We start from the raw sequence: 23,339 nt of genomic DNA, 5'->3' as shown, positions 1-23,339 counted from the left end.
CCAAGGCCGAGGGACGCTTCGACAAGAGCGACTTCATCTACATCGCGAAGGCTGACGAGTATCAGTGCCCTGCGGGCGAGCGGGCCATCTACAGGTTCACCACGTTCGAGAAGAACGGCAACAAGCTTCGCGTCTACTGGACCAGCGCCTGCCCCACGTGCCCACTCAAAGGGCAGTGCACGACCGCTGACTACCGTCGCATCCGCCGATGGGAGCACGAAGAGGTGCTTGAGCGCGTCCAGCAACGCCTGGACCGCAAGCCTGTCGCGATGACGCTGCGAAGGTGCACGGTGGAGCACGTGTTCGGGACATTGAAGTACTGGATGGGTTCAACCCACTTCCTGACGAAGAAGCTGGAGCATGTGAACACCGAAATTTGCCTGCACGTGCTGGCTTACAACATGAAGAGGGTCATCGCGGTCCTTGGCATAACCAGGACGATGAAGGCGATGAGATTGATGGGGGCGTGAGCCTCTCACGCCTCTTCAAAGGCTCGGTCCGAGCACGCGAAGCGCATCTGCAGTGATGCGCCTACTGGATAGCGCGCTCATCGCGTCGCGGTCGCATTCGAGCCATGTCCTGCATACTGGAGCGCAGACCGTTTGCACACGGCCTCGGCCGACTGCCGAAGTCTAGTCGGCAACCCGGAGGGTTGGTACTTCGGCTAGACGGGGCAAGGCCACAAGATTGCACCCCCCAGGCGGCGCATCCCGACCGCCCAGGCGCCGCCCAAGTCGCGGCTTGCCTGGTCGGAGGGCAACCCAGCGGCACGCCGCACGGCGTCGGGGTTCCGCGAGTCACCTCCCTTGTTTTCCACGGGCTGGTCCCCCGAGGGGGTGAACAAATCGTCAACTCCGGCCTGGGCAACCGAATTGGGAAAAACGGCCCCGGCTGTCAACCCCAGTTCTGAGCTTGAACTCCATCCAGCTACGCCTACACTTTCGCCACCACGGGCATGTCCATCTCGACGACCGCCGTCGTCGTACGGCCAGCAGCGTGCGCCCCGGCTCGACTTCCGCCGCACATTCGAGTCGTCCGCCCTGCGGCACCTCAGTTGGAGATCGAGCCATGAAAGAGCTTGTTCCCTCAGCCGCGCGCGGCACCGGCCGCCGGCTTGCGCATCGGGTGGCCGCCTGCGCCGCGGCTGCCCTCGGCTTGATGGCGGCATCGATTCCCGCATCGGCCGACCAGAACGAACGCGCAGATGACGACCGCAGATCGCGCAGGAAGCCCCCGACGCTCCTGGCGACGCCGCCGCTGTACTGGAACAACCTCCAGAGCTTCGTCTGTTCGGTCACGAACGTGGGCACGGCGCCTCAGCAAGTCACCGTGACCATGCACACGGAGTTCAGGCTCATCGGCGGCGGAGGGCCCTTTCCGGACATTGTCGAAACCATCACGCTGCCGCCGGGGCCCATCCGGTCCTTTACCTTCAGCGTCCCGAGGGTGGTGCCTTTTCCGACGGGGAACTGGTGCGTTTTTGAATCGGCAGACACCAGCGTGCTCCGGGCGAGCGCCGCGATCCGGGACGGCAATCGGGTTCTCAGCACCATCGTGGCCCAGTGAAGCCCGCAGATGGAGACATAGTCATGAACACCTTGATTTCCCCGGCAGCACGACGCACAACGCGCGGGTTCGCTCATCGGGCGGCGGCCGCATGCATCTTGGCAGCCATCGCATCGATGGCGACATCGATTCCTGCATCGGCCGACCAGAACGAGGGCCATCACGAACGCTCCGGCGGCGCGGGCCGACGGGCGCCGACGGTCCTGGCGACGCCACCCTTCTTCCTGGAGACCAATCAAACTGGCGCGTGTACGCTCTTGAACCTGGGCACTGTCGCGAGGGAAGTGACCGTCACCTATCACACCGAGGAAACTCAGCCGGACGGCACCCCCACTCCGGACGCCGTGACCATCGTCACGATCGAGCCGAATCAGGAGCGCGCCATGAAATTCGGCTTCGGCATAAGCAGGTCTCTCGCGCCGGTGCCGGCCTACTGCAAGTTCCAATCGAACGATACCAGCCTGCTCAGGGGTGCCGGCTATGCCGCCTCGGACTCCATCATTCAACATACATTCCGAGCCGTAGCGGCAGAGTGAAGCGGCTAGCCGGTCCGCGGCGCAGGGCGGGAGCCGGCCTGTTTGCCATGCGCCCGCGCATGCGGGGGCCGCGGCGCTGAGTGCACGCTCTTCAGGCCAAGCGCTCACAGAACCAGAAGAAGTTGTTGTGCGCGCGCGGCGAAGGTCGGAATCAGGCCGAATGAGCCTTGTGAACGAATGGCCGGTGCTGGCCGCTTGGAGTCAGTAGGGCGGTCGGCCCATGACCGCCGCATCTACCTCTTCCAAGAAGCCACTCAGCCTGCGCGGACGGGCGGAGTCAATGAAGGCTCGTGCGACCTCGAATGGGTCCAGCATCGTTCCGCTGTTCGGCCCCCGGGCAAGCTGATGCAGGACGAAGACGGGGTTTTGGAGAGACGACAGGCGGAGCTTGAGGACTTCTACAAATTCCAGCGGCGGCGTTGGCAACGATTGCCGCTACCGCGAGTGCAAGGAGGTACCAGGCAAAGGCTCGGTCGGCGGCCCGAGTGCCCCGGCGCTGAAGTGCGCGCCGAACAGCTACGCGGTCTTCGATGACCAGGCTCGCCGCGCCAGCTTGCGAGCAGCGCTTGAGAGAAGAAGGGCCCGCGTCGGGAGAAATCAAAAAAGTTTAGTCAAAAATGACCACAACTTTTGCAAACTTACGCATGAGCAATTGTCTTTCGGTGAAAAGGGCTACTTGCGCCTGCGACCGACCGGCGCCGGTCCTTGTGGAGATCACCATTGACCGAAGGCAAGCGCTAGAAGATCGGAAGCGCCCACCATGCGAATGCCCCAGCCTCACGCGTTGCGATCTTTCATCCTCCTCTATGCGTTGCTGTACGCGTCATTCGGCGTGGCCTCGCCATTCTGGCCACGTCTTTTCGAAACGCGCGGGATGTCACCCGAGCAGATCGGGCTTCTGCTGGGACTGGGGACCATCGTACGGCTGGTCGCCGGACCGGTTGCAGGGCGCCTCGCAGATCGTTTGCAGCGATTGCGTCACGTCCTGGCCGCGGCTGCCGCCCTTGCTGCCTGCCTCGCATTCGGCCTTACTTGGATAGCTGGGTTCTGGGTCTTCCTGATCGTGCGCCTTTGCCATGAAGCGGCACTTACACCAACCACGTCACTTGCCGACGCCTTGGCGTTGGATGCTTCGAAGTCCGCGACCTCGGCCGGGGCGAGGTTCGAATATGGCTGGGTACGAGGTTCGGCTTCGGCTGCCTTCGTGTTCGGAACGCTGGCAGCGGGCCAAGTGATCGGCTGGACGGCACTTACCTCGATCGCATGGATGCATGGCGCCCTGCTTCTGGTCGCAGCAGCAAGCACCATGCTGCTGCCACCGGCCGGTAGTCGGACCTGCGCCGCCCCTGAACCATCATCCGTCAAGGCTATCGGGGAACTGATGGGGATCGTCGTGTTCCGGCGCATGGTCCTCGTCGCCGCCCTGGTCTACGGCAGCCATGCCATGCATGACGCATTCGCAGTCATCCGATGGAACGCGGCCGGCATCAGCCAGACCACGATCAGCATCCTGTGGTCGGAGGCCGTCGTTGCGGAGGTCGTGGTCTTCGTCCTGATCGGACCTCGTTTGGTCGATGCCTTCGGTCCGAGCGGTGCAGCCGCAATTGCTTCGGTAGCGGCTATCGTGCGGTGGCTTGTGGTGGCTTCGTCGACCGATCCCATAGCGCTTGCACTCGTACAGCCCTTGCACGGAATGACGTTTGCACTTTTGCATCTCGCTTGCATGCGCCTCATGGGCGCTACCGTGCCTCGGCATCTTGCCGCTACCGGCCAAGCCATCTACGCACTCGGACCAGGACTGGTGACAGCGCTGCTGACATTGTCATCCGGAGTTCTGTACGCACGGCTCGGAGCCACCGGCTTCCTGGGGATGGCGCTGCTGTCCGCCCTTGCCTTGCCGCTTTGCTTGGGATTGAAGCTGCCAGCCCGGCGTTAGAGCCAGGGGGCTGGGCTGGCGTGGGCTGCCAAGACAATGCGGGTGCCCTGGCCAAGCAGGGCCACTTCGATTGGGATGATTTTCGCCAGCACCCTGCTATTGCTTCGCAAGCCCGAGCTTGCGGATGATGTCGCCCCACTGTTCGTAGGTCGCGCGCGTGAGTTCGGCCAGTTGCGCGGGGCTCGACGACTCGGCCTCGTAGGCGCCCTGGCGGAAGAAGTCGCGCGTGGCGGGCATCGCGAGCACCTGCGCGAGCGCGGCATTGAGTTTTGCGACCACCGGCGCGGGCATGCGCGCGGGGCCATAGAAACCCAGCCAGCTCGGCATGTCTACGCCGCTCACGCCCTGCTCGTTCATCGTGGGCACGTCGGGCAGCATCGCGCTGCGCGCGGGTGCCGCCACCGCGAGCATGCGGACCTTGCCGGTGGCGGTGTTCTGGATCGCGTTGGGCGCGGCGTCGAAGTAGTACTGCACGCGGCCCGCGAGGAAGTCTTTCGCGGCATCGGCGCCGCCTTTGTACGGCACGTGCACCACGTCCAGCCCCGCCTGCTTCGCAAAGGCCTCGCCGTAGATGTGCGAGGAGGTGCCGGTGCCGAAGGAGGCATAGCTCATCTTCCCCGGGTTGGCCTTGACGTAGGCCACCAGCTCCTGCACCGTGCGCGCGGGCACGCTCGCGTGCACCGTGAGAACCAGCGGGCCGCGCGCGCCGAGCGAAATCGGCGTCAGGTCCTTGAACGGGTCGTAGCGCACCTGCGCCAGCGTTTGCGGGTTCTGCGCCACCACGGAAGAGGGCGCGTACATCATCGTGTAGCCGTCGGGCGCGGCGCGAATGACTTCCTCGGTGGCAAGGATGAAGCTTGCGCCCGGCCGGTTCTCCACGATGACGGGCGTCTGCAGCACTTCGCCGAGCTTGTTCGCGACAAAGCGCACCTGCGCATCCGAGGCGCCGCCCGCCGCAAGGCCGAGCACGATGCGGATGCTGCGGCCCTTCTCGGGAAAGGGCGCGGGATCGGCCGCGAGCGCGGCACACGGCAGCGCGACTGTGCCCAGTGCGAGCCCGAGCCCGAGCCATGCGGCAATGCGCCGGCGGCCGATGAAGTGCGGCCGGGCGTTCATTGCTTCGCCAGCCCGACCTGCTGCACCATTGCGCCCCAGCGTTCGTAGGTCGAGCGCGTGACGCCGGCGAATTCCTCGGGCGTGCTTGCCCCGGCCTCGTAGCCGCCGCTGCGGTAGAACTCGCGTACCTGCGGCATCGCCAGCACCTGCGTGAGCGCCGCATTGAGCTTCGCGACCACCGGCGCAGGCATGTGGGCCGGCCCGTAGAAGCCGAGCCAGCTCGGCAGGTCGAGGCCGGTCACGCCTTGCTCGGCGAAGGTCGGCACGTCGGGCAGCGCGGCAATGCGCGCGTTCGCGGCAATCGCGAGGATCTTCACCTTGCCGGTGCCCGAGGTGATGACCGCCGAGGAGGCCGAATCGAACATGTACTGCACGCGGCCGCCGATCAGGTCCTTGGCCGCGTCCGAGCCGCCCTTGTAGGGAATGTGCACCGCGTCGAGACCGGCCTTCCTCACGAAGGCCTCGCCGTAGATGTGCGACGAGGTGCCTGCACCGAACGAGGCGTAGCTCACCGTGCCGGGATTCGCCTTCACGTAGGCGATGAGTTCCTTCACGTTGCTGGCCGGCACGGTGGTGCTCACCGACAGCACCAGCGGCCCGCGGCCGCCCATCGAGATGGCGGTGAAGTCCTTGAACGGGTCGTAGGGCACCTGCGAGAAGGTGTGGGGGTTCTGCGCCATGGTGGACGAGGGCGCGTAGAGCAGGGTGTAGCCGTCGGGCAGCGCGCGCGCCACCTCGCTCGCAGCCAGCATGGTGCTGGCGCCGGGCTTGTTGTCGACGATCACGCTGGTGCCCAGCACCTCGCCGAGCTTCTGCGCCACGATGCGCGCCTGGGCATCGGTACCGCCGCCGGCCGTGAAGCCCACCACGATGCGTATCGGCTTGCCGCCGCGCACGGGAAAGTCTTGCGCCAGCGCCAGGGGCGCCACGCCCAGGAGGGCCGCCGCGCCGAGCGCCGCGCTGAGTGCGCGGCGGGTGCCGCAGGGTTTCTTCATCGATGTCTCCGTTTGGAATGTTCTTCTTATAGTGATCTGGAAAGTCATAAAAATCCAGATCTGCTAGGGAATACCCCGAAGAAACTCGATTTTCAATCCATTGTGTTTGACAAAATGAACATTGAAATCAAAATGCGAAGCAATCGCCCATCCAAGACACGCATCCATGAAAACTGTCGTCCGCACCGACGAGCGCATCCTGTCCTCCGACATCTTCGACCGCGACAGCCGCGTCAAGCGGCCTGACCACGGCACCTGGGCCGAGCCCGGCAAGGACATTCCGGTCTATCACCGCTGCGGCGTGCTGGTCGTGGGCGGCGGGCCGTCGGGCACCGCGGCCGCCGCGGCCGCCGCGCGCGCCGGCGCCGACGTGGCGCTGCTCGAGCGCTACAACCACCTGGGCGGGCTTTCCACCGGCGGCCTCGTGATCTGGATCGACCGCATGACCGACTGGGAAGGCCAGCTGGTGATCCGCGGCTTTGCCGAAGAGCTGTTCGACCGCCTGCCGGCCGACGCCATTGCCGGCCCGGCGCGCGAGGACTGGGGCTCGCAGGACGTGGCCAAAGCCGCGCACTGGTCGCAACGCACAGCCGCCTACCATGGCGTGGTCACGTGGTCGCCCACCATCGACCCGGAGCGCCTCAAGCTGCTGTCGCAGGAGATCGTGCTGGAGCGCAAGGTCAAGCTCATCTACCACTCGTGGGCCGCGATTCCGATCGTGCAGGACGGCGCGGTGAAGGGCGTGGTGTTCGAGAGCAAGGAAGGCCGCATGGCGATCATGGCCGACGTGGTGGTCGACGCCACCGGCGACGGCGACCTGTTCGCGCGCGCCGGCGCGGCTTACGTGAACGACATCGAGGAGGCCGACGTGCACCACTGCATGAACACCTCGTGGCTGTTCGGCGGCGTGGACATGAACCGCTGGATCGAATTCAAGGCCGGCCAGCCCGAGGCGTTCAGCGCCTTCATGGCGCGCGGGCGCGAAGCGTGCGGCCTGTTCGAGCGGCCCTTCGTCTCTTGGCGCAACGACGTGGCGCTGTTCATGGGCCCGCGGCAGTCGGGCTATTCGGCGCTCGACGTGGACGACCTCACGGCCGTGGAAGTGCGCTCGCACCGCGCGATGGCCGCTCACCTGGACTACTTCAAGGGGCATGCGCCGGGCTTCGAGCAGGCCTTCCTGATGCTGAGCGCACCGCAGATCGGCGTGCGCCATGCGCGGCGCCTCTCCGGCGTCGGAGCGGTGCTGCGCAGCCAATGGCCCGAGGGCGTGGCGCTGGCTGACGAGATCGGCGTGACGCCCGCAGTGTCGCCCAAGTTCCCGAACATCTCCATTCCCTACGGCGCGCTGGTGCCGCAGCAGCTCGATGGCCTGCTGGCGTGCGGCCGGCACATCTCGTGCGACCGCAACTCGCACGGCTTCATGCGCGAGATTCCCCAGTGCTGGATCACCGGCCAGGCCGCTGGCGTGGCGGCGGCGCTGGCGTCGCGGGGCGGCATCGAACCGCGCTTTGTCGACGTGAACGCGCTGCAGTCGGCGCTGCTCGCGCAGGGCGTGTACCTGCGCGCCGGCGCCGCCGGCCAGGGCGTGCAGGCGCGGGCCGCGGCCGAAGCCGGGATCTGAATCGCATGAACCCGGCCGACGCGCATTCGCCAGCCTCTACATTGCAGAGTCTTGCAAAGGGTTCCTCCATGTCCACCGACAAGAACGACACCTCTTCCTCCGCGGCCGATGCCGCTGATGCGCGCGGCGACCGCGCCGACACCGTGAGCGCGCTGGAGCGCGGCATCTCGGTGCTGCGCTGCTTCAGCGAGGCGCGCCCCGTGCTGGGCCATGCCGACATCGCGCGCATGACCGGCATTCCGCGGCCGACCGTCAACCGGCTCGTCGCGACGCTGCTCTCGCTGGGCATGCTCAAGGCCGCGCAGGTGCCCGACCGCTTCATGCTCGGCCCGGGCGTGGTGTCGCTGTCGCGCGTGTTCCTCGGCAGCCTCGACGTGCGCGCCGCCGCGCGGCCCAGCATGCAGGCGATGGCGGAGGAGGTGGGCGCCTCGGTCTACCTGGCGATACGCGACGGCATGGAGATGGTGCTGATCGAGGCCTGCCGGCCGCGCTCGTCGATGCTGTCGGCGCGGCTCGACGTGGGCTCGCGCGCGCCGCTGGCCAACTCGGCGTTGGGCCGCGCCTATCTTTCAGCGCTGCCCGAGGCGCAGCGCAACCAGCTGATCGATTCGATGCGCCTCTTGCGCGGCCCCGAGTGGGACAGCATTGCGCCCGGCATGACGCGCGCCATCGGCGAGGCCCGGCGGCTGGGCTACTGCCTTTCGCTCGGCGAGTTCCACCGCGAGATCAATTCGGTGTCGGTGCCGCTCATCGGGCCCGACGGCGAAGTGATGGCGCTCAACGGCGGCGGCGCGGCCTTCGTCTTCACCGAGGAGCGCCTGCGCAACGAACTTGCACCGCGCCTGCACGACATCGCGCTCACCATCGCGCGCGACATCGGCGGGCACGTGCCCACGCCCTCGCCGGGCTAGCCGCCGCTACCGGCCGACCCCACGACAACACAAGAACGGAGACACAGGGCCATGCACCTGAGCGACGAAGAAAAAGCCATGATGGACGGCCGTGACGGACCGGCCGTGCAGAAGGCAATGGACCTCTTGATGCGCTACGGCGAAGCGCTGGGCGCCGAGCGGCTGGTGGAAACGCGCAACGTCTGCGCCACCATCACCTCGACCACGCCCTTCCAGCGCGACTTTGCGCTTGCCAAGGGCGGCGGCATGGACGCGGTGTTTTCCGAGTTCAGCCTCGACAGCCAGGAGACCGTCGAGATCCCGAAATTCAAGGTATTCACGAGCCACCTGCAGCTGGGCTTCGACCCGGGCCAGCCCGAGCGCATGGGTGTGAGCGAAGAGATCGTGCAGTTCTACAACAAGAGCGAGCGCCATGCCGCGGGCCTGGGCGCGCAGATCATGAACACCTGCACGCCTTATCAGGTGGGCAACATTCCCACGCGCGGCGAGCACTGCGCGTGGATGGAATCGTCGGCCGTGGTGTATTGCAACTCGGTGCTCGGCGCGCGCACCAACACCGAAGGGCGCGAGAGCACCGGCGCGGCCATGCTCACCGGGCGCATTCCGTACTGGGGCTATCACCTCGACGAGAACCGCCATGCGACGCACGTGGTCGAGCTCGACGTCGAGGTCGAATCGGTGCAGGACTGGGGCTTGCTCGGCTACTACATCGGCGAGCATGTGCAGGAGCGCGTGCCGGTGGTGCACAGCAAGAGTGGCATCGGCCGCGTGCCCAACCTGCCGCGGCTCAAGCACTTCGGCGCAGCGGCGTCCTCTTCAGGCGGCGTGGAGATGTATCACATCGCAGGTGTCACGCCCGAGGCGCTGACGCTCGAGCAGGCGCTCGGCGGCCGTGCGCCGGTGGAGGTGCTGCGCTACGGGGAGGCCGAGCGCCGTGCCACCTACGAGAAGATCAATGCGACGGGCAAGGACGCCGAGGTGCAGTACGTGATGCTGGGCTGCCCGCACTACACCATCGAGCAGATCTGGGAAGCCGCGCAGCTCATCGAAGGCCGCAAGGTGCACCCCGATTGCGAGCTGTGGATCTTCACGCCGCGCGCCATCAAGTCGCTGGCCGACCGCAACGGCTACACGAAGATCATCGAGGACGCGGGCGGCATCATCATGTCCGACAGCTGCTCCGCCATGAGCCGCGCAGTGCCCAAGGGCACGAAGACCGTGGCGCTCGACTCGGCCAAGCAGGCGCACTACCTGCCCGCCATCCTCGGCGTGCAGGCGTGGTTCGGCAGCACGGCGGAATGCATCGATGCGGCATGCACGGGACGGTGGAAGGGAGGCTACGCATGAACGATGCAGTCGTGACTGAAGAGAAAACCATCGTGATTCGCGGCCGCAAGGTGGTCGGCGGCACGGCTCAAGGCGAGGCGTTGGTCACCCGCGACCGTATCTCGGGCTGGGGCGGCATCGATCCACGCACCGGCACCGTCATCGAAACGAGGCACGAACTGCGCGGCCAGAGCTTCGCGGGCAAGGTGCTGGTGTTTCCGGGGGCCAAGGGCTCGTCCGGCTGGTCGGCCATGTTCCACATGACGCGGCTCATGAACTCCGCGCCCGCGGCGTTCCTGTTCAACGAGATGACCACCAAGATGGCGCTCGGCGCCGTGGTCACGCACTCGCCCTCGATGACCGACTTCGAGCGCGACCCTCTCGAGTGCATCGAAACCGGCGACTGGGTGCGCGTGGACGCCGACCGCGGCGTGATCGAGATCACCAAGAAGAACAAGCCTGGAGACCGCCCATGACCACCCGCCCACTGCGCAGCAACTTTCCGCGCGGCTCGTATCTTTGGTCGGTGCGCAATGCGCATTGGCGCGCACTTGGCATCGCTGAAGAAGACTGCGAAAAGCCGAAGATCGCCATCGTCAACAGCTCGTCGGAACTCGCGGCCTGCTTCAGCCACCTCGACCGCGTGGCGGTGGAAGTGAAGGCCGCGATCCGCGCCGCGGGCGGCGTGCCCTTCGAAATTCGCACTGCGGCGCCCAGCGACTTCATCACGGGCGCGGGCGCGCGCGGCGCTTACATGCTCGGTGCGCGCGACCTGGTCACCAACGACATCGAAGTGGCCGTCGAGGGCGCGCAGCTCGACGGCATGGTGTGCCTCACTTCCTGCGACAAGACCGTGCCGGGCCAGCTCATGGCGGCGGCGCGGCTCAACATTCCGACATTGCTTGTGCCCTGCGGCTACCAGCCCAGCGGTGAATACCGCGGCAAGCACATGGACATCGAGGAAGTGTTCATTGGCGCGATGCACGCCGTCACAGGCAATTTGCCGGTCGAAGAACTCGTGGGCATGAGCCGCGAGGCGATCCGCGGGCCGGGCGTGTGCTCGGGCCTGGGCACGGCCAACTCGATGCATATCGTCTGCGAAGCCCTCGGCATGGCGCTGCCCGGCAGCGCGCCCGTGGCGGCGCTGAGCCCGAAAATGATGGCCGACGTGCGCGCGGCCGGCACACGCATCGTGCAGATGGTGTGGGACGACCTGAAGCCGCGCGACATCCTCACACCCGGCGCCTTCGCCAATGCGGTGCGCGCGGTGCTGGCCATCGGCGGCTCGCTGAACACGGCCAAGCATCTGCAGGCGGTGTCGACCGAAGGGGAGTGCGGCGTCGATGTGTACGGCCTCTTCGAAAGTCTCGGCCCCACAACGCCGGTGCTGGCCGGCGTGCGGCCGATCGGCGATCACAGCATCGAAGCCTTCGAAGCGGCCGGCGGTTGCCGTGCGCTGATGAAGCAGCTTGCGCCCTTGCTCGACACGAGCGCGCCCACCGTCACGGGCGGTACCGTGGCGGACAACCTGCGCAACGCCGAAGTCGCCGACGCAGAGGTGATCCGCCCCGTCGATCGCCCGGTCGCGCCGCTGCCCGCCATCGTGCTGTTGCGCGGCAACCTCGCACCCGAGTCGGGTCTCATCAAGACCGGCATCGTGGAGCGCAAGGTGCGCAGCTTCACAGGTCCGGCGGTGTGCTTCTGGACCTCGGATGCTGCCATTGCCGCGCTGAAGAATGGCGAGATCGTGTCGGGCCAGGTGGTCGTGATGCGCGGCGCCGGTGCCTGCGGCGGCCCGGCGATGGGCGGCGGCGCCTCCCGCGTGGTGTTCGCCATCGACGGTGCGGGCCTGGGCGACCAGGTCGCGATCCTGACCGACGGACACCTTTCGGGCCTGGTCTGCAAGGGGCTCGTGGTGGCCGAGGTGTCGCCCGAAGCCGCGCTCGGCGGGCCGCTGGGGCTGGTGCGCGATGGCGACGTGATCACCATCGATCTGGACGCACGCCGCCTCGACATTGCATTGACCGACGCCGAACTCCAGGCGCGCCGCGCCGACTGGCAGGCACCGCCGCCGGCCTTCGATACCGGCTGGCTGCAGCAGTACCGGCGCAATGTGAGCCCGCTGTCCAAGGGCGCCGTGCTCGTGCGCACCGAACGGCCCCAGCCTTCGGGCTAGCAAGACCTTTTTACCCCGGCTTTCGCCGACCGGTGTGCACCGCGCACCCGGTGGCGCAGCCCTGCGTGCGTTCCCGAGTTTTTCAACCAAGAGAAGAAGCAGGAGACAAGAAACCATGAGAGAAATCTTGATGTGCTCGGCGCTGGCACTGGCCAGCAGCGGCGCGGCACATGCGCAGTCGAGCGTCACCGTGTTCGGTGTGATGGACCTCGGCATCCAGTACACCAAGGGTGAGGGCGGTGCCTCCGTCAAGGCGCTGTCCAACGGCGGGCTGTCGACCAGTCGGCTTGGATTTCGCGGCACCGAAGACCTGGGCGGCGGCCTGCGCGCGGGCTTCTGGCTCGAAGGCAGCCTGAACCCCGACACCGGGACCGGCCGTGCGAGCAACAGCAACAACCAGACCAGCGGCGCGGGAGTGGCGGGGCCGATCACCTTCGACCGCATGTCCTTCGTGAGCCTGTCGCACGAGAAGGTGGGTGAACTGCGCCTGGGCCGCGACTTCATTCCCACGCACTACAACAGCATCTTCTTCGATCCCTTCAACGCCAACGGCGTGGCGCGCGCGGGCAACCTCACGTTCGCGGGTGCAGGTACGGGGCCGCTGCCCACCGGCATCACGGGCAGCAACACGGTGAGCTACTGGCTGCCGGCCAAGCTCGGCGGCTTCTATGGCATGGCGATGATCGGCACGGGTGAGAACGACTCCACCGCGCCGAACCGCGATGATGGCAACTTTGCCGGCGCGCGCCTCGGCTTTGCCTCGGGCGCGTTCGACATCGCCGCCGCCCTGACCCGTACCCACTACGACGCCACCGCCACCATCGGCAACTACACGCACGCCAACATTGGCGGCACTTGGGACGCAGGTTTTGCGAAGTTCTTCGCGCTCTACAACAAGGTGACTGTGAAGCTCGCGGCCGGCACGGTGCGCAAGAACACCGCCGAGATCGGCGCGCACATTCCGGCCTTCGAGGTTGGCCGCATTCGCGTGAGCTACGCCTACCTGGACGACCGCAGCGACGAGAGCCTGCGCAACGCCAACGGCATGCCGCGCAACCGCGACGATGCGCGCCAGTTCGGCATCGGCTATGTGCACAACCTCTCCAAGCGCACCGCGCTCTACGGTACCTATGCGCGGCTCATGAACAGCGGCCAGGCGCGCTATGTCGTCAGCGGCGGCGTGGCACCGGCCGGTGGCCGCCGCTCGTCGGGCTGGGAGCTCGGCATGCGGCATCTCTTCTGAACAAGGAGCAAAAAATGCGACGCAGGAACCTGACCCTGGCGGCCCTTGCGGCTGGCGGTTCGCTGGCAATGCTGCCTGGCGCGGCAGCCTGGAGCGCCGAGACCTATCCGGACAAGCCGCTGCGCCTGATCGTGGGCTTTGCACCCGGCGGCGGCGCCGACGCGCTCACCCGCATCATCGCGGAAGGGCTGTCGAAGCAGCTCGGCCAGCAGGTGATCGTGGAAAACCGCCCGGGCGCGGACGGCGTGCTCGCGGCGCAGGCCACGTCATCGGCCAAGCCCGACGGCTACACGCTGCTGATGGGCACCAACACCGCGATGGTGGCGGCGCCCACCCTTCGGCCGACGCCGCCCTACGACCCGTTCAAGGCTTTCACGCCGATCAGCTCGGCCGGCCAGTTCTCGATGTTCCTGGTGGTGCCGTCAAGCCTGCCGGTGAAAAGCGTGAACGAGCTGCTGGCCTTGGTGGCGGCAAAGCCGGGCGCCTACAACTCGGCATCGAGCAACAGCGCCTCGGAGCTGGCCATGCTGCAACTGCTGGGCGAACGCAAGGTGGTCAACGCGCGCTACAAGGGCGACATGCAAGCCATGACAGACCTGCTTGGCGGCCAGATCCACATGATGTTCACCACCGGCACCTTGGCGCCGGGCTTCGTGAAGGAAGGGCGAATTCGCGCGCTTGTCACACTGCTGCCGCAGCGCAGCGCCTTGCTGCCCGATGTGCCCACGGGCAGCGAGCTGGGGCTGGGCAAGCTCACCATCACGCCCTGGGCCGGCTTCTTCGGACCGCCGGGGCTGCCGCAAGCGATTACGGCCAAGCTGTCGCAGGAACTGCAGAACACGCTGAAGCGGCCGGACGTGCATGCACAGCTGGTGCAACAGGGCTTCGAGGGCTACGGCATGAGTCCGGCAAAGTTCGCTGAGTTCTTCCGCGCGCAGTACGACGCCTTCGGTGCCACCGTGCGGCAGCACAACGTGAAGTTCGAGTAGCCCAGGTCGCGGTGGCCTCATCGAAAGATTGGTACGGGTCGAAGACTTCGCCGGACCAGCTTCGGCTTTGGCATCGGGCAAAGCGTGCTCGGTACTGACAACGGCCAAAAAAAAACCGGCTCAGGAGAGCCGGTTTTCAGACGAGGTTGCTGGCCTCAGTAACGACCACCGCCGTAGCCACCGGTGCCATAGCCAATGTCCGAGCGTTTTGCCGTACTGTAGCCAGCGGCGCTGTAGCCACCTGAGCCGCTACCCTCTTCGCGGGGGCGGGCCAGGTTCACGACGATCGAGCGTCCATCGACGGACATGCCGTTCAGACCGTTGATGGCGGCTTGGGCGATTTCGGCGGAAGCCATTTCCACAAAGCCAAAGCCCTTGGAGCGCCCGGTTTCACGGTCCATCACGACCTTGGCCGAAGAGACGTTGCCAAATTCGGCAAAGTTGCTTTCCAGGCTGGAATCGGTCACGGAGTAGGGCAGGTTGCCCACGTAGATTTTGATGCTCATGGAAAGAGCCTTTCTGAACGAAGTGCGCGACGAATGTCGCGCCATTGGGATCCGAATGTGCGGATCGGGAAGTCCGCATCAAGCGGCAAGGGTGGATGGGATCTGCGGCAGCAGGTCATCGGCACGTAGGGGGTGCGGCATGCACGTTTGCAGCCAGCCCTGGGTGACTGCAAAAAGCCGGGCGGCTTCGCGCGAGCTAAAGGTTTTGTCGAAACGGAATACTCGACAGTAGCTGCCGTTGCCCTGGGAACGATGGACCGAGAAGGAGGCGCGAAAGCGGCCACAGTCGGTCTGCTGTGTCGCGGGCGAAACGACGTACTTGCCCATGGAAATGGCGATTTTTGGAATCTGATTCATTCAGGATCGCAGGCTTGAATCAACCTGCGCGAGCCATCTAGGAACTCGGTTGGCTGCAGCTCTACAGACCAACAGGGCGACAAAGGTCGCAAAGGACGGCCTGCATGGGGGCGGATTGCCGCCTCTGAGCAGGCGTTGCGGCAACGGACGAATCGAGCGCCGTGGCTGCAACGACCACTATTATATCACCGTCGTGCATACAAACGCCATCAATATTATCTGGACTTATAAAGGTGTGGCTTTCGGGAACAGTTCCCGCCTGCGCCATGCTGGGAGTGGCACGCGAGGGGTGCGTCACGGCCGATCGCCTCTTGCAGTCTTGCCCAGCGTGACGATTCGCGGCACCCTAACTCCCATGGCGACCCCCATCATCATTAGCGTTCCACATCAGCTCGGCCGCGCAGAGGCGCGACGCCGCATTGAGGCCGGTTTCGCGAAGATCATCAACCTGTTGCCGGGCAGTGGCGGGGCCTACAGCGAGCGCTGGGAGGGTGACCGGCTCATCTTCAGCGTCGCGGCGATGGGTCAGACGGTCTCCGGTGTCATCCAGGTGCTCGACGCCGCAGTGGTGATGGAAATTGAGTTGCCCGGTGTCCTCCGCGTGATCGCAGGCGGCCTCAAGGAAAGACTGCAGAAAATGGGACAACTGCTGCTGACAAGGAAATAGTCCCATTCCAGGCATGGCTCGGGAGCAGCTCGGGCATCCGGCGTTGCGCGGCCACACCGTGATCGTCGTCGATCTCTCGGGGCGCCATGGTGCCGAACGTTGACTATCGCTCCGGCTGTTCATCCAGCGCCAACTTCCCCGCGCATTGCAACGGCGCCGCCGCGGGTGCTCGGCCTCAATTCCTTGCGCAGAATCTTTCCTACTGCGGATTTGGGCAGAGCCTCCAGGAACGTAATGTGGCGGGGCACCTTGTAGGCCGCGAGGAGCCTGCGGCAGTGCGCTTCCAACTCGTCGGCCTGCAACCCCGGCGCGCGGGCGACGACGAACAGGTGGGGGGTCTCTGCCGTGCGCTCGTCCGGCACCCCGACGCAAGCGCATTCGAGCACGTCCGGGTGCATGGCCACGACACCCTCGATTTCGTTGGGATAGACGTTGAAGCCGGACACCAGAATCATGTCCTTCTTGCGGTCAACGATGTACATCAAGCCTTGCGCATCCATGGTGACCACATCGCCGGTGCGAAACCAGCCGTCCTGGGTGAACGACTTGCGTGTCTCGTCCTCGCGGTTCCAGTAGCCCGCAAAGAGCTGCGGGCCCTTGATCAGCAACTCGCCGGGCGTGCCGAGCGGCACCGGCTCGCCGGCATCGTCGACGATCAGAACGTCGGTGGAGGGCACCGGCGCACCGATCGTGCCGTTGCGGCCAGGCGCATTGAAAGTGACACTGGGCGATGTTTCAGTGAGCCCGTAGGCCTCCGTGATGGGCGGGCCGCCCGCTTCCACCCACTTGGCGGCGACGGCTGCCTGGATCGAGGCGCCGGCGCCGATGACCACGTTGCAGCGCGAGAAGTCGATGCCGGACAGTTCGGGCAATGTCACCATGGCATTGAACATCGTGTTGACGCCGATCAGCATGTCGAAGGGCGCCCTCTTGAGTTCGGCGCAAAGCGCCTGGGCATCGCGCGGATTGACCACCAGGCGGTTGTGAGCGCCGCTGGCAAGCGCCGTCAATGTCGTTCCGAGCGGAAAGATGTGATAAAGCGGAAGCGGCGTGACGATCTCGAAATTGTCGATGTCGAGTGCCAGTCCCAGCCATGACCGCATCTGCAGCGTGCTGGCGAGCACGCTGCGGTGCGTCAGGCACGCGCCCTTGGAAACCCCCGTGGTGCCGCCGGTGTACTGCAGAAAGGCCAGATCGGAGGGGCGGACATCCTCGCTGGCAAATTCGGCGTCTGCCAGCGCGGACGTTGCGTCGCGCAAACTCGCGACCTTGGGAGTAGGGCTCGCGGCCTCTGCATTCGGTCGGCCCGCCGTCGCGAACAGCGCCTGCTTTACCTCTCGCATTGGCACGGTGACGACATACCTGAGCTGTGTCTGTTCGACAACCTCGTTGACGAGGCCCATGAACGGCTCGGCAGCCACCAGCGCGGATGACCCGGAATCGGCCAGCTGGTACGCCAGCTCGCGCGCCGTGTAGAGCGGATTCATCGTCACACCCACCATGCCTGCCCGCAGGATCGCCGCCAACGCGACCGGGTAGACGAGGTTGTTGTGCAGCAGGAGGGCCACTCTGTCGCCTCGCTTCAGACCCGCAGCTTGCAGCGACCGCGCGAGCAGCGCCGACCCATGCTCCACCTGGGCGAAAGTCAGCGATTCGCCGGCGCAAGTCACGGCCGTTCTTGCGGCGTGCTTTGCGAACGCACGTTCCAGCAAGGTGACGAGGGTTTCATGTTCGTCGAGGACGACGTCGTGGGGAAGCCCTGCCGGATAGGAGGCATGCCAGAGTCGGTGTTCCATGTGATTTCCTTCGCGCGGGCGGGGACTCAGGAAAGGGCTTCGCGAACGAAGTCCATGCGGTCCTGGCCGAAGAACATCTGGTCGCCGACGAAGAGCGTGGGTGCGCCGAACACGCCGCGTTCGACCGCCTCTTGCGTGGTTGCCTTCAGCGCGGCCTTGGTTTCTGGATCCTGGGTCAGGCGCTCGATCTCGGCGGGATCGAATCCGCCTTCGGTCAGGATGTGGGCCGTGAGCTGCGCATCGTTCAGGTTGAGCGCGTCGATCCACAGGGCCTTGAACACGCAGCCGAGCAGTTGCTGCAGCTGCTCGGGCCGGCGCAACTGGATTCCGGTGATCGCACGCATGAGGAACAGCGTGATGATGGGAAAGTGCGGATTTCCCTTGAACGGAACGCCATACCGGCGCGCGTGGCGCTCGTAGTCCATCTGCGTATAGCGCCCCTTGGCTGGAATCGTCGCTGGCGACGAGTTGCCGGTGGCCTGGTAGACGCCGCCGAGCAGCATCGGCCGGTAGACGAGCTCGGCCCCATGGCTGGCGCACAGGTCCGGCAATTGCGTCCACGCCAGGTATGACGACGGGCTGCCGACATCGAAGAAGAAATCAACTGACTTGCGCATCGAATGGTTCCTTTGAGTTAACGGACGTTTGTTTAACTGAAGCTATGTGATTGCGGGACTCCCGTCAACAGGGTTTCACTCACTCTGGCTTGATTGACAAACGATCGTTGGATGATTAACGTGCAATGACTTAACGATCGTTTTTGTAAAGGAGAACGCATGGACAAATCAGCCAGCCACCGAGGCGGTGTGGCCCTCGTCGTCGGCGCCGGCGATGCCACCGGCAGCGCCATCGGCGCGCGCTTCGCCCGCGAGGGCTATGTCGCGTGCCTGACACGACGCTCTGCGGACAAGCTGCAGCCGGCGGTCGAGCGCATTCGCGCAGCGGGGGGCCAGGCGTTCGGCTACGGCAGCGATGCGCGCAAGGAGGACGATGTCGTTGCACTCATCGACCAGATCGAGAAGGAGCGCGGCTCTATCGAGGTGATGGTGTTCAACATCGGCGCCAATGTGCCCAGCAGCATCCTGGAGGAGACGGGGCGCAAGTACATGAAGATCTGGGAGATGGCCGCCTTCAGCGCATTCCTGAATGCGCGCGAGGTCGCCCGCAGGATGGTCACGCGAGGGCGCGGGACGATTCTCTTCACCGGCGCGACAGCCGGCATCCGCGGCTCGGCAAACTTTGCGGCCTTTGCCGGTGCCAAGCATTCCCTGCGCGCACTCGCCCAGAGCATGGCGCGCGAGCTCGGTCCACGCGGCATTCACGTGGCGCACATCGTGGTCGATGGAGCGATCGACACGGAGTTCATCCGCAGCAACTTTCCTGAGCGATATGCGCTGAAGGAGCAGGACGGCATCCTGAACCCCGAGCACATCGCGGAGAACTACTGGTACCTGCATACCCAGCCTCGGGACGCATGGACGTTCGAGATGGACCTGCGCCCTTACATGGAAACCTGGTGAAAGACACATGAAAACACGCATCACTGAACTCTTCGGCATCCGCCATCCGATCATCCAGGGTGGCATGCACTACGTCGGCTTCGCGGAACTCGCCGCGGCAGTCTCCAATGCCGGGGGCCTCGGGCTCATCACGGGCCTGACGCAAAAAACCCCCGAGCTCCTGGCCAAGGAAATCAGCCGCTGCCGCGAGATGACGGACCAGCCCTTCGGCGTGAACCTCACGTTCCTGCCGACCCTGTCTTCGCCGCCGTACCCCGAGTACATCGCGGCAATCACGGAGGGCGGCGTCCGCATCGTCGAGACGGCCGGTCGCAGTCCCGAGGCCTACATGCCGGCGCTCAAGAGGGCCGGCATCAAGGTGATCCACAAGTGCACCTCGGTGCGGCACGCGCTGAAGGCCGAAGCAATCGGATGCGATGCCGTCAGCGTGGACGGCTTCGAATGCGGCGGCCATCCGGGCGAGGACGACATGCCCAACATGATCCTGCTGCCCCGGGCCGCCGAGGAGTTGAAGATTCCGTTCGTGGCGTCCGGCGGAATGGCCGACGCACGCAGCCTGGTGGCGGCGCTTGCGCTCGGTGCCGAGGGAATGAACATGGGCACGCGCTTCGTGGCCACGCAGGAAGCACCGGTTCACCAGAACGTCAAGGACGCCATCGTGGCGGCCACCGAGCTCGATACACGGCTCGTGATGCGCGGCCTGCGCAACACCGAGCGCGTGCTGACCAATTCATCCGTGGAGCAACTGATCAGGATCGAGAAGGAAAAGGGAGCCGATCTCAAGTTCGACGACATCATCGACCAGGTCGCGGGCGTCTACCCGCGCGTGATGATGCACGGCGACATGGATGCGGGCGCCTGGAGCTGCGGCATGGTGGTCGGCCTGATCAACGACATTCCGACGGTGCAGGAGCTGATGGACCGCATCATGGATGAGGCCGAGCAGCTGATCACACGGCGGCTCGCAGGGTTCCTGGAGCCTGCCCTGGCCTAGCCTTTGGGCGTCGGCCGGCTCATTCCGCGGAGTGAGCCGGCTTCTCGAAGGGGCGAACCGCTGCTAGATGCGTTCGAGACACAGGGCAATGCCCTGGCCCCCGCCGATGCACAGCGACACCACGGCCTTGCGGCCACCGGTCCGCTGGAGCGCATGGGCAACCTTCGTGATCAGAATCGCACCCGTCGCACCGATGGGATGGCCGTGTGCGATGGCGCCGCCGTCGATATTGAAGCGTGAGGGCTCGATGTTCAGTTCGTCTCGCACGACGATCGCGATGGCCGCAAAGGCTTCGTTCACCTCGTAGCGGTCGACGTCTTGCACGTTCCATTCGGCGCGGCCGAGCGCCTGGCGGATGGCCGGCAGCGGCCCCAATCCGAAGAAGCCCGGCTCGACCCCGGCGACGGCGACGCTGCGAATGGCGAGCATCGGCGTGAGACCGGCTTCGCGCGCGACCGAAGCCTCGCAAACGATCATTGCGGCTGCCCCGCCGTTGATACCCGGGGCGTTGCCGGCGGTGATGGTGCCGTCCGGACGGAACGCGGGCTTGAGGCGCGCCAGCGTCTCGGCCGTGGTGTCGGGACGGCTTCCTTCGTCCGCGGCGAAGACCGTGGACCCCTTGCCGCCCCTGATCGTCAGCGGCTCGATCTCTTGCTTGAACCACCCGGCCTCCTGCGCGGCAGCAAACCGCTGCTGGCTCTGGGCCGCGAAGGCATCCTGCGCTTCGCGCGTCACGCCATATTTCTGCACCAGGTCTTCTGTGTGCCAGCCGGAATGCTTGCCCGAAAAGGCGTCGTTCAATCCGTCGAGCAGCAGGGAGTCCATGGCTTCGGCATTGCCCATGCGGGCACCGAAGCGCATGCCGGGCAGGAGGTACGGTGCGCGGTCCATGTTCTCCACGCCGCCGGCGATCACGATGCGCGACACCCCGGCAAGCACTTCCGAGTACGCGGTTGCGACCCCCTGCGCGCCCGATCCGCAGACGCGGTTCACGGTCATGGCGGGTGCATCCACGGGCAGCCCGCCCTGGACCGCGGCTTGCCTGGCCACGTTCATGCCATTGCCCGCCTGTACGACATTGCCCATCACCACGGAGTCGACGCGCGCCGGGTCCAGCCCGGAACGGCGCAGCACGGCGGCAATGGCGTGCGCGCCCAGCGCAGCGGTCGGCGTTGTCTTCAGCGACCCGCCGAAACTGGCGATCGCGCTTCGCGTTGGCGAACAGATGACGATTTCTTTGCTCATGGTGAACTCTCCTGTGTCAAGTAACGGTGTCCCCGTGGGTCTTGGTACATGCCGCCCCTCAGAACAGGTCGATTGCCGGTTCCATCAATGCGGACGACCCGGCCCGGATCTCGCGGCAGAGTGCCGCCGTCTGCGGCAGGAGCCGCTGGAAGTAGAAGCGAGCCGTGGCAATCTTCGATGTGTAGATCGGGTCGGTCGACTCGGAGTGCTCGAGCGCGACTTCGGCCATTCGCGCCCAGCTCCACGCAAGCGCCAAGTGCCCGACCAGGCGCAGATAGGGGGCGGCGGCCGCACCTGCGGCGTGCGGATCCTCGGCCGACGTGGCCACCAGCTCGCCGGTGATCTGCCTGATGTCGGCGACCAGCTCGGCGAGCGGCTCAGCGAACTCGCGCATCGCCGCGCGCGGCCTGCAGGTCTCGGCGAATGCGCCGGCCATGTCCAGGAAGGAGTCCATCTGCCGGCCCTGGTCCGCCAGCACCTTGCGCCCGAGCAAGTCCATGGCCTGCACTCCGTTCGTTCCCTCGTAGAGGCCCACGATGCGCACGTCGCGCAGGTGTTGCTCCACGCCGTTCTCGCGGATGTAGCCGTGTCCGCCGAACACCTGCATGGCCAGCAGCGTGCACTCCACCGCAAGGTCGCTCGACAGCGCCTTCACGAGCGGGGTCAGGAGGCCGAGCAGTTCAGCCGTCTCTTTGCGCCTGGCTGGGTCGGGATGAAGACGCTGGAGATCGCTCAGTTGCGCAGTCCATAGCGCCAATGCGCGTGCGCCCTCGATGTTCGCCTTTTGCGTGAGCAGCATGCGGCGCACGTCGGCATGCCCGATGATCGGGTCCGCGGCTTGGCCGGACGATCTTGCGCCGCTGACGCGGCCCTGCAGGCGTTCCTTGGCATAGGCCAGCGCCTTCTGGTAGGCCGCTTCCATCAGGCCGATGGCGATCATGCCGACCAGCACGCGCATGTGGTTCATCTGCACGAACATGCCCGCCAGGCCCTTGTTGGGCGCACCCAGCAGCCAGCCGGTTGCACCGTCGAAATTGATGGTGCAGGTCGAGTTTCCGTGGATGCCCAGCTTGTGCTCGATGGAGCCGCAGACCACCGCGTTGCGTGCCCCGGCAGCGCCGCTCGCATCGGGGATGAATTTCGGAACGATGAAAAGAGAGATGCCCTTCACGCCGGGCGGTGCGTCCGGCATGCGCGCGAGCACCAGGTGCATGATGTTGCCGGTCAGGTCCTGCTCGCCGCCGGAGATGAAGATCTTGCTGCCGGTGATGCTGTAGCTGCCATCGGGCTGCGGCACGGCGCGGGTCCGCATCAGGCCCAGGTCGGTGCCCGCGTTCGGCTCGGTCAGGCACATGGTGCCGGCCCATTCGCCCGAGGCGATCTTCGGCAGGTACAGCGCCTTCTGCTCCTCCGATCCGTTGGCCGCCACGTTCACGTAGGTGGCATGCGACATGCCGGGATAAGACGACCACGCCATGTTCGCCCCACCGAAGACCTCATAGACCGCGTTGGCCACGACCGAAGGAAAGCCCTGGCCGCCGAACTCGGGACTGCACGCCAGTCCGGCCCACCCGTTCTTCGTGAACTCGTCATAGGCCTTCTTGAAGCCGGGCGGGGTCTGCACCACGCCGGCGGAAGGCATGCTGCACCCGTGTTCGTCGCCGGGCCCGTTGAGCGGCGCAATCACCTCGGACGCGAACTGGCCGGCCGCGGTGAGCACCTGGTCGATGGTCTCGGCGTCGAGCTCCGGCTGGCCGCAAGCCTGCAGCATCGCGGGTACCTGGAGCAGCTCGTGCAGCACGAACCGAATGTCCCGCATGGGGGCCTGATAGGTCATCG

At 65.8% G+C, this 23,339-nt stretch carries 22 protein-coding genes; 14 read left to right on the top strand and 8 right to left on the bottom strand.

Translation table 11 applies throughout. The features are described from left to right. The 4 genes from ACMGEZ_RS25475 to ACMGEZ_RS25460 all read left to right on the top strand — a co-directional run. A partial coding sequence (locus ACMGEZ_RS25475; RefSeq protein ID WP_436825072.1) for a transposase occupies window positions 1–470 on the top strand: 470 nt, incomplete at its 5' end. A gap of 598 nt (window positions 471–1,068) precedes the next feature. Beyond that, window positions 1,069–1,566: a hypothetical protein gene (locus ACMGEZ_RS25470; protein ID WP_436825071.1), complete on the top strand. Its 498-nt coding sequence runs from the start codon at window positions 1,069–1,071 to the stop codon at window positions 1,564–1,566. Between the two features lie 23 nt (window positions 1,567–1,589). After that, entirely contained in the window at window positions 1,590–2,102 is a 513-nt protein-coding gene (locus ACMGEZ_RS25465) for a hypothetical protein (protein WP_436825070.1), read from the top strand. A 760-nt stretch (window positions 2,103–2,862) separates the two neighbouring features. After that, a complete protein-coding gene (locus ACMGEZ_RS25460; protein ID WP_436825069.1) occupies window positions 2,863–4,038 on the top strand; it encodes an MFS transporter in 1,176 nt (391 codons plus the stop codon). Window positions 4,039–4,134: 96 nt separating this feature from the next. Here the strand turns inward: ACMGEZ_RS25460 and ACMGEZ_RS25455 are convergent, their stop codons facing one another. Both ACMGEZ_RS25455 and ACMGEZ_RS25450 read right to left on the bottom strand, forming a co-directional pair. After that, on the bottom strand, window positions 4,135–5,154 hold the full coding sequence (locus ACMGEZ_RS25455; RefSeq protein ID WP_436825068.1) for a Bug family tripartite tricarboxylate transporter substrate binding protein: 1,020 nt from the start codon (window positions 5,152–5,154) through the stop codon (window positions 4,135–4,137). Next, the gene (locus ACMGEZ_RS25450) at window positions 5,151–6,149 is read right to left on the bottom strand and encodes a Bug family tripartite tricarboxylate transporter substrate binding protein (RefSeq protein ID WP_436825067.1); all 999 of its coding nucleotides are present in this window, start codon (window positions 6,147–6,149) and stop codon (window positions 5,151–5,153) included. Before ACMGEZ_RS25450 ends, ACMGEZ_RS25455 begins: the two co-directional genes overlap by 4 nt. 166 nt (window positions 6,150–6,315) lie before the next feature. Here ACMGEZ_RS25450 and ACMGEZ_RS25445 point away from each other — a divergent pair, with 166 nt between their 5' ends. The 7 genes from ACMGEZ_RS25445 (at window position 6,316) to ACMGEZ_RS25415 (ending at window position 14,415) form a co-directional block, all read left to right on the top strand. After that, window positions 6,316–7,770 carry an FAD-dependent oxidoreductase gene (locus tag ACMGEZ_RS25445; RefSeq protein WP_436825066.1) on the top strand — a complete coding sequence of 485 codons (1,455 nt, stop codon included), beginning with the start codon at window positions 6,316–6,318 and terminating at the stop codon, window positions 7,768–7,770. A 68-nt stretch (window positions 7,771–7,838) separates the two neighbouring features. Continuing rightward, on the top strand, window positions 7,839–8,681 hold the full coding sequence (locus ACMGEZ_RS25440) for an IclR family transcriptional regulator (protein WP_436825065.1): 843 nt from the start codon (window positions 7,839–7,841) through the stop codon (window positions 8,679–8,681). Window positions 8,682–8,732: 51 nt separating this feature from the next. Continuing rightward, window positions 8,733–10,028, top strand: a complete 1,296-nt coding sequence (locus ACMGEZ_RS25435; RefSeq protein ID WP_436825064.1) for an aconitase X — start codon at window positions 8,733–8,735, stop codon at window positions 10,026–10,028. After that, window positions 10,025–10,483, top strand: a complete 459-nt coding sequence (locus ACMGEZ_RS25430; protein ID WP_436825063.1) for an aconitase X swivel domain-containing protein — start codon at window positions 10,025–10,027, stop codon at window positions 10,481–10,483. Before ACMGEZ_RS25435 ends, ACMGEZ_RS25430 begins: the two co-directional genes overlap by 4 nt. After that, window positions 10,480–12,183, top strand: a complete 1,704-nt coding sequence (gene ilvD / locus ACMGEZ_RS25425; protein WP_436825062.1) for a dihydroxy-acid dehydratase — start codon at window positions 10,480–10,482, stop codon at window positions 12,181–12,183. The genes ACMGEZ_RS25430 and ilvD overlap by 4 nt, the downstream gene beginning before the upstream one ends. A gap of 115 nt (window positions 12,184–12,298) precedes the next feature. Then, entirely contained in the window at window positions 12,299–13,426 is a 1,128-nt protein-coding gene (locus tag ACMGEZ_RS25420; RefSeq protein ID WP_436825061.1) for a porin, read from the top strand. 14 nt (window positions 13,427–13,440) lie between these two features. After that, on the top strand, window positions 13,441–14,415 hold the full coding sequence (locus tag ACMGEZ_RS25415) for a Bug family tripartite tricarboxylate transporter substrate binding protein (protein WP_436825060.1): 975 nt from the start codon (window positions 13,441–13,443) through the stop codon (window positions 14,413–14,415). Between the two features lie 155 nt (window positions 14,416–14,570). On the opposite strand, the gene rbp is transcribed toward ACMGEZ_RS25415, so the two are convergent. Beyond that, window positions 14,571–14,921 (bottom strand): RNA-binding regulator, encoded by a 351-nt coding sequence (gene rbp, locus ACMGEZ_RS25410; protein WP_436825059.1) that lies wholly within the window; start codon window positions 14,919–14,921, stop codon window positions 14,571–14,573. Window positions 14,922–14,999: 78 nt separating this feature from the next. Further along, window positions 15,000–15,248, bottom strand: coding sequence for a hypothetical protein (locus tag ACMGEZ_RS25405; protein ID WP_436825075.1), 249 nt, complete (start codon window positions 15,246–15,248; stop codon window positions 15,000–15,002). A 385-nt stretch (window positions 15,249–15,633) separates the two neighbouring features. On the opposite strand from ACMGEZ_RS25405, the gene ACMGEZ_RS25400 reads away from it, so the two are divergent. After that, window positions 15,634–15,945, top strand: a complete 312-nt coding sequence (locus tag ACMGEZ_RS25400; protein WP_436825058.1) for a polyhydroxyalkanoic acid system family protein — start codon at window positions 15,634–15,636, stop codon at window positions 15,943–15,945. 119 nt (window positions 15,946–16,064) lie between these two features. Here the strand turns inward: ACMGEZ_RS25400 and ACMGEZ_RS25395 are convergent, their stop codons facing one another. Together ACMGEZ_RS25395 and ACMGEZ_RS25390 are read right to left on the bottom strand one after the other, a co-directional pair. Further along, a complete protein-coding gene (locus ACMGEZ_RS25395) occupies window positions 16,065–17,741 on the bottom strand; it encodes an AMP-binding protein (protein WP_436825057.1) in 1,677 nt (558 codons plus the stop codon). Window positions 17,742–17,767: 26 nt separating this feature from the next. Beyond that, on the bottom strand, window positions 17,768–18,358 hold the full coding sequence (locus ACMGEZ_RS25390) for a 2-hydroxychromene-2-carboxylate isomerase (RefSeq protein WP_436825056.1): 591 nt from the start codon (window positions 18,356–18,358) through the stop codon (window positions 17,768–17,770). A gap of 159 nt (window positions 18,359–18,517) precedes the next feature. On the opposite strand from ACMGEZ_RS25390, the gene ACMGEZ_RS25385 reads away from it, so the two are divergent. Together ACMGEZ_RS25385 and ACMGEZ_RS25380 are read left to right on the top strand one after the other, a co-directional pair. Next, complete coding sequence (locus tag ACMGEZ_RS25385; RefSeq protein ID WP_436825055.1) at window positions 18,518–19,261, top strand: SDR family oxidoreductase; 744 nt, start codon at window positions 18,518–18,520, stop codon at window positions 19,259–19,261. A gap of 7 nt (window positions 19,262–19,268) precedes the next feature. Further along, window positions 19,269–20,255, top strand: coding sequence for an NAD(P)H-dependent flavin oxidoreductase (locus ACMGEZ_RS25380; RefSeq protein WP_436825054.1), 987 nt, complete (start codon window positions 19,269–19,271; stop codon window positions 20,253–20,255). 63 nt (window positions 20,256–20,318) lie between these two features. Here ACMGEZ_RS25380 and ACMGEZ_RS25375 read toward each other — a convergent pair whose 3' ends face one another. Together ACMGEZ_RS25375 and ACMGEZ_RS25370 are read right to left on the bottom strand one after the other, a co-directional pair. Next, window positions 20,319–21,500 (bottom strand): thiolase family protein, encoded by a 1,182-nt coding sequence (locus ACMGEZ_RS25375; RefSeq protein ID WP_436825053.1) that lies wholly within the window; start codon window positions 21,498–21,500, stop codon window positions 20,319–20,321. Window positions 21,501–21,558: 58 nt separating this feature from the next. Further along, on the bottom strand, window positions 21,559–23,337 hold the full coding sequence (locus tag ACMGEZ_RS25370; protein ID WP_436825052.1) for an acyl-CoA dehydrogenase C-terminal domain-containing protein: 1,779 nt from the start codon (window positions 23,335–23,337) through the stop codon (window positions 21,559–21,561). Between the last annotated feature and the right edge of the window lie 2 nt (window positions 23,338–23,339).

The organism is Variovorax stachyos, assembly GCF_051400855.1.
Classification (GTDB): domain Bacteria; phylum Pseudomonadota; class Gammaproteobacteria; order Burkholderiales; family Burkholderiaceae_C; genus Variovorax.
Note: the sequence above shows the minus strand (reverse complement) of the source record. Positions and strands in the feature narration are given on the sequence as shown.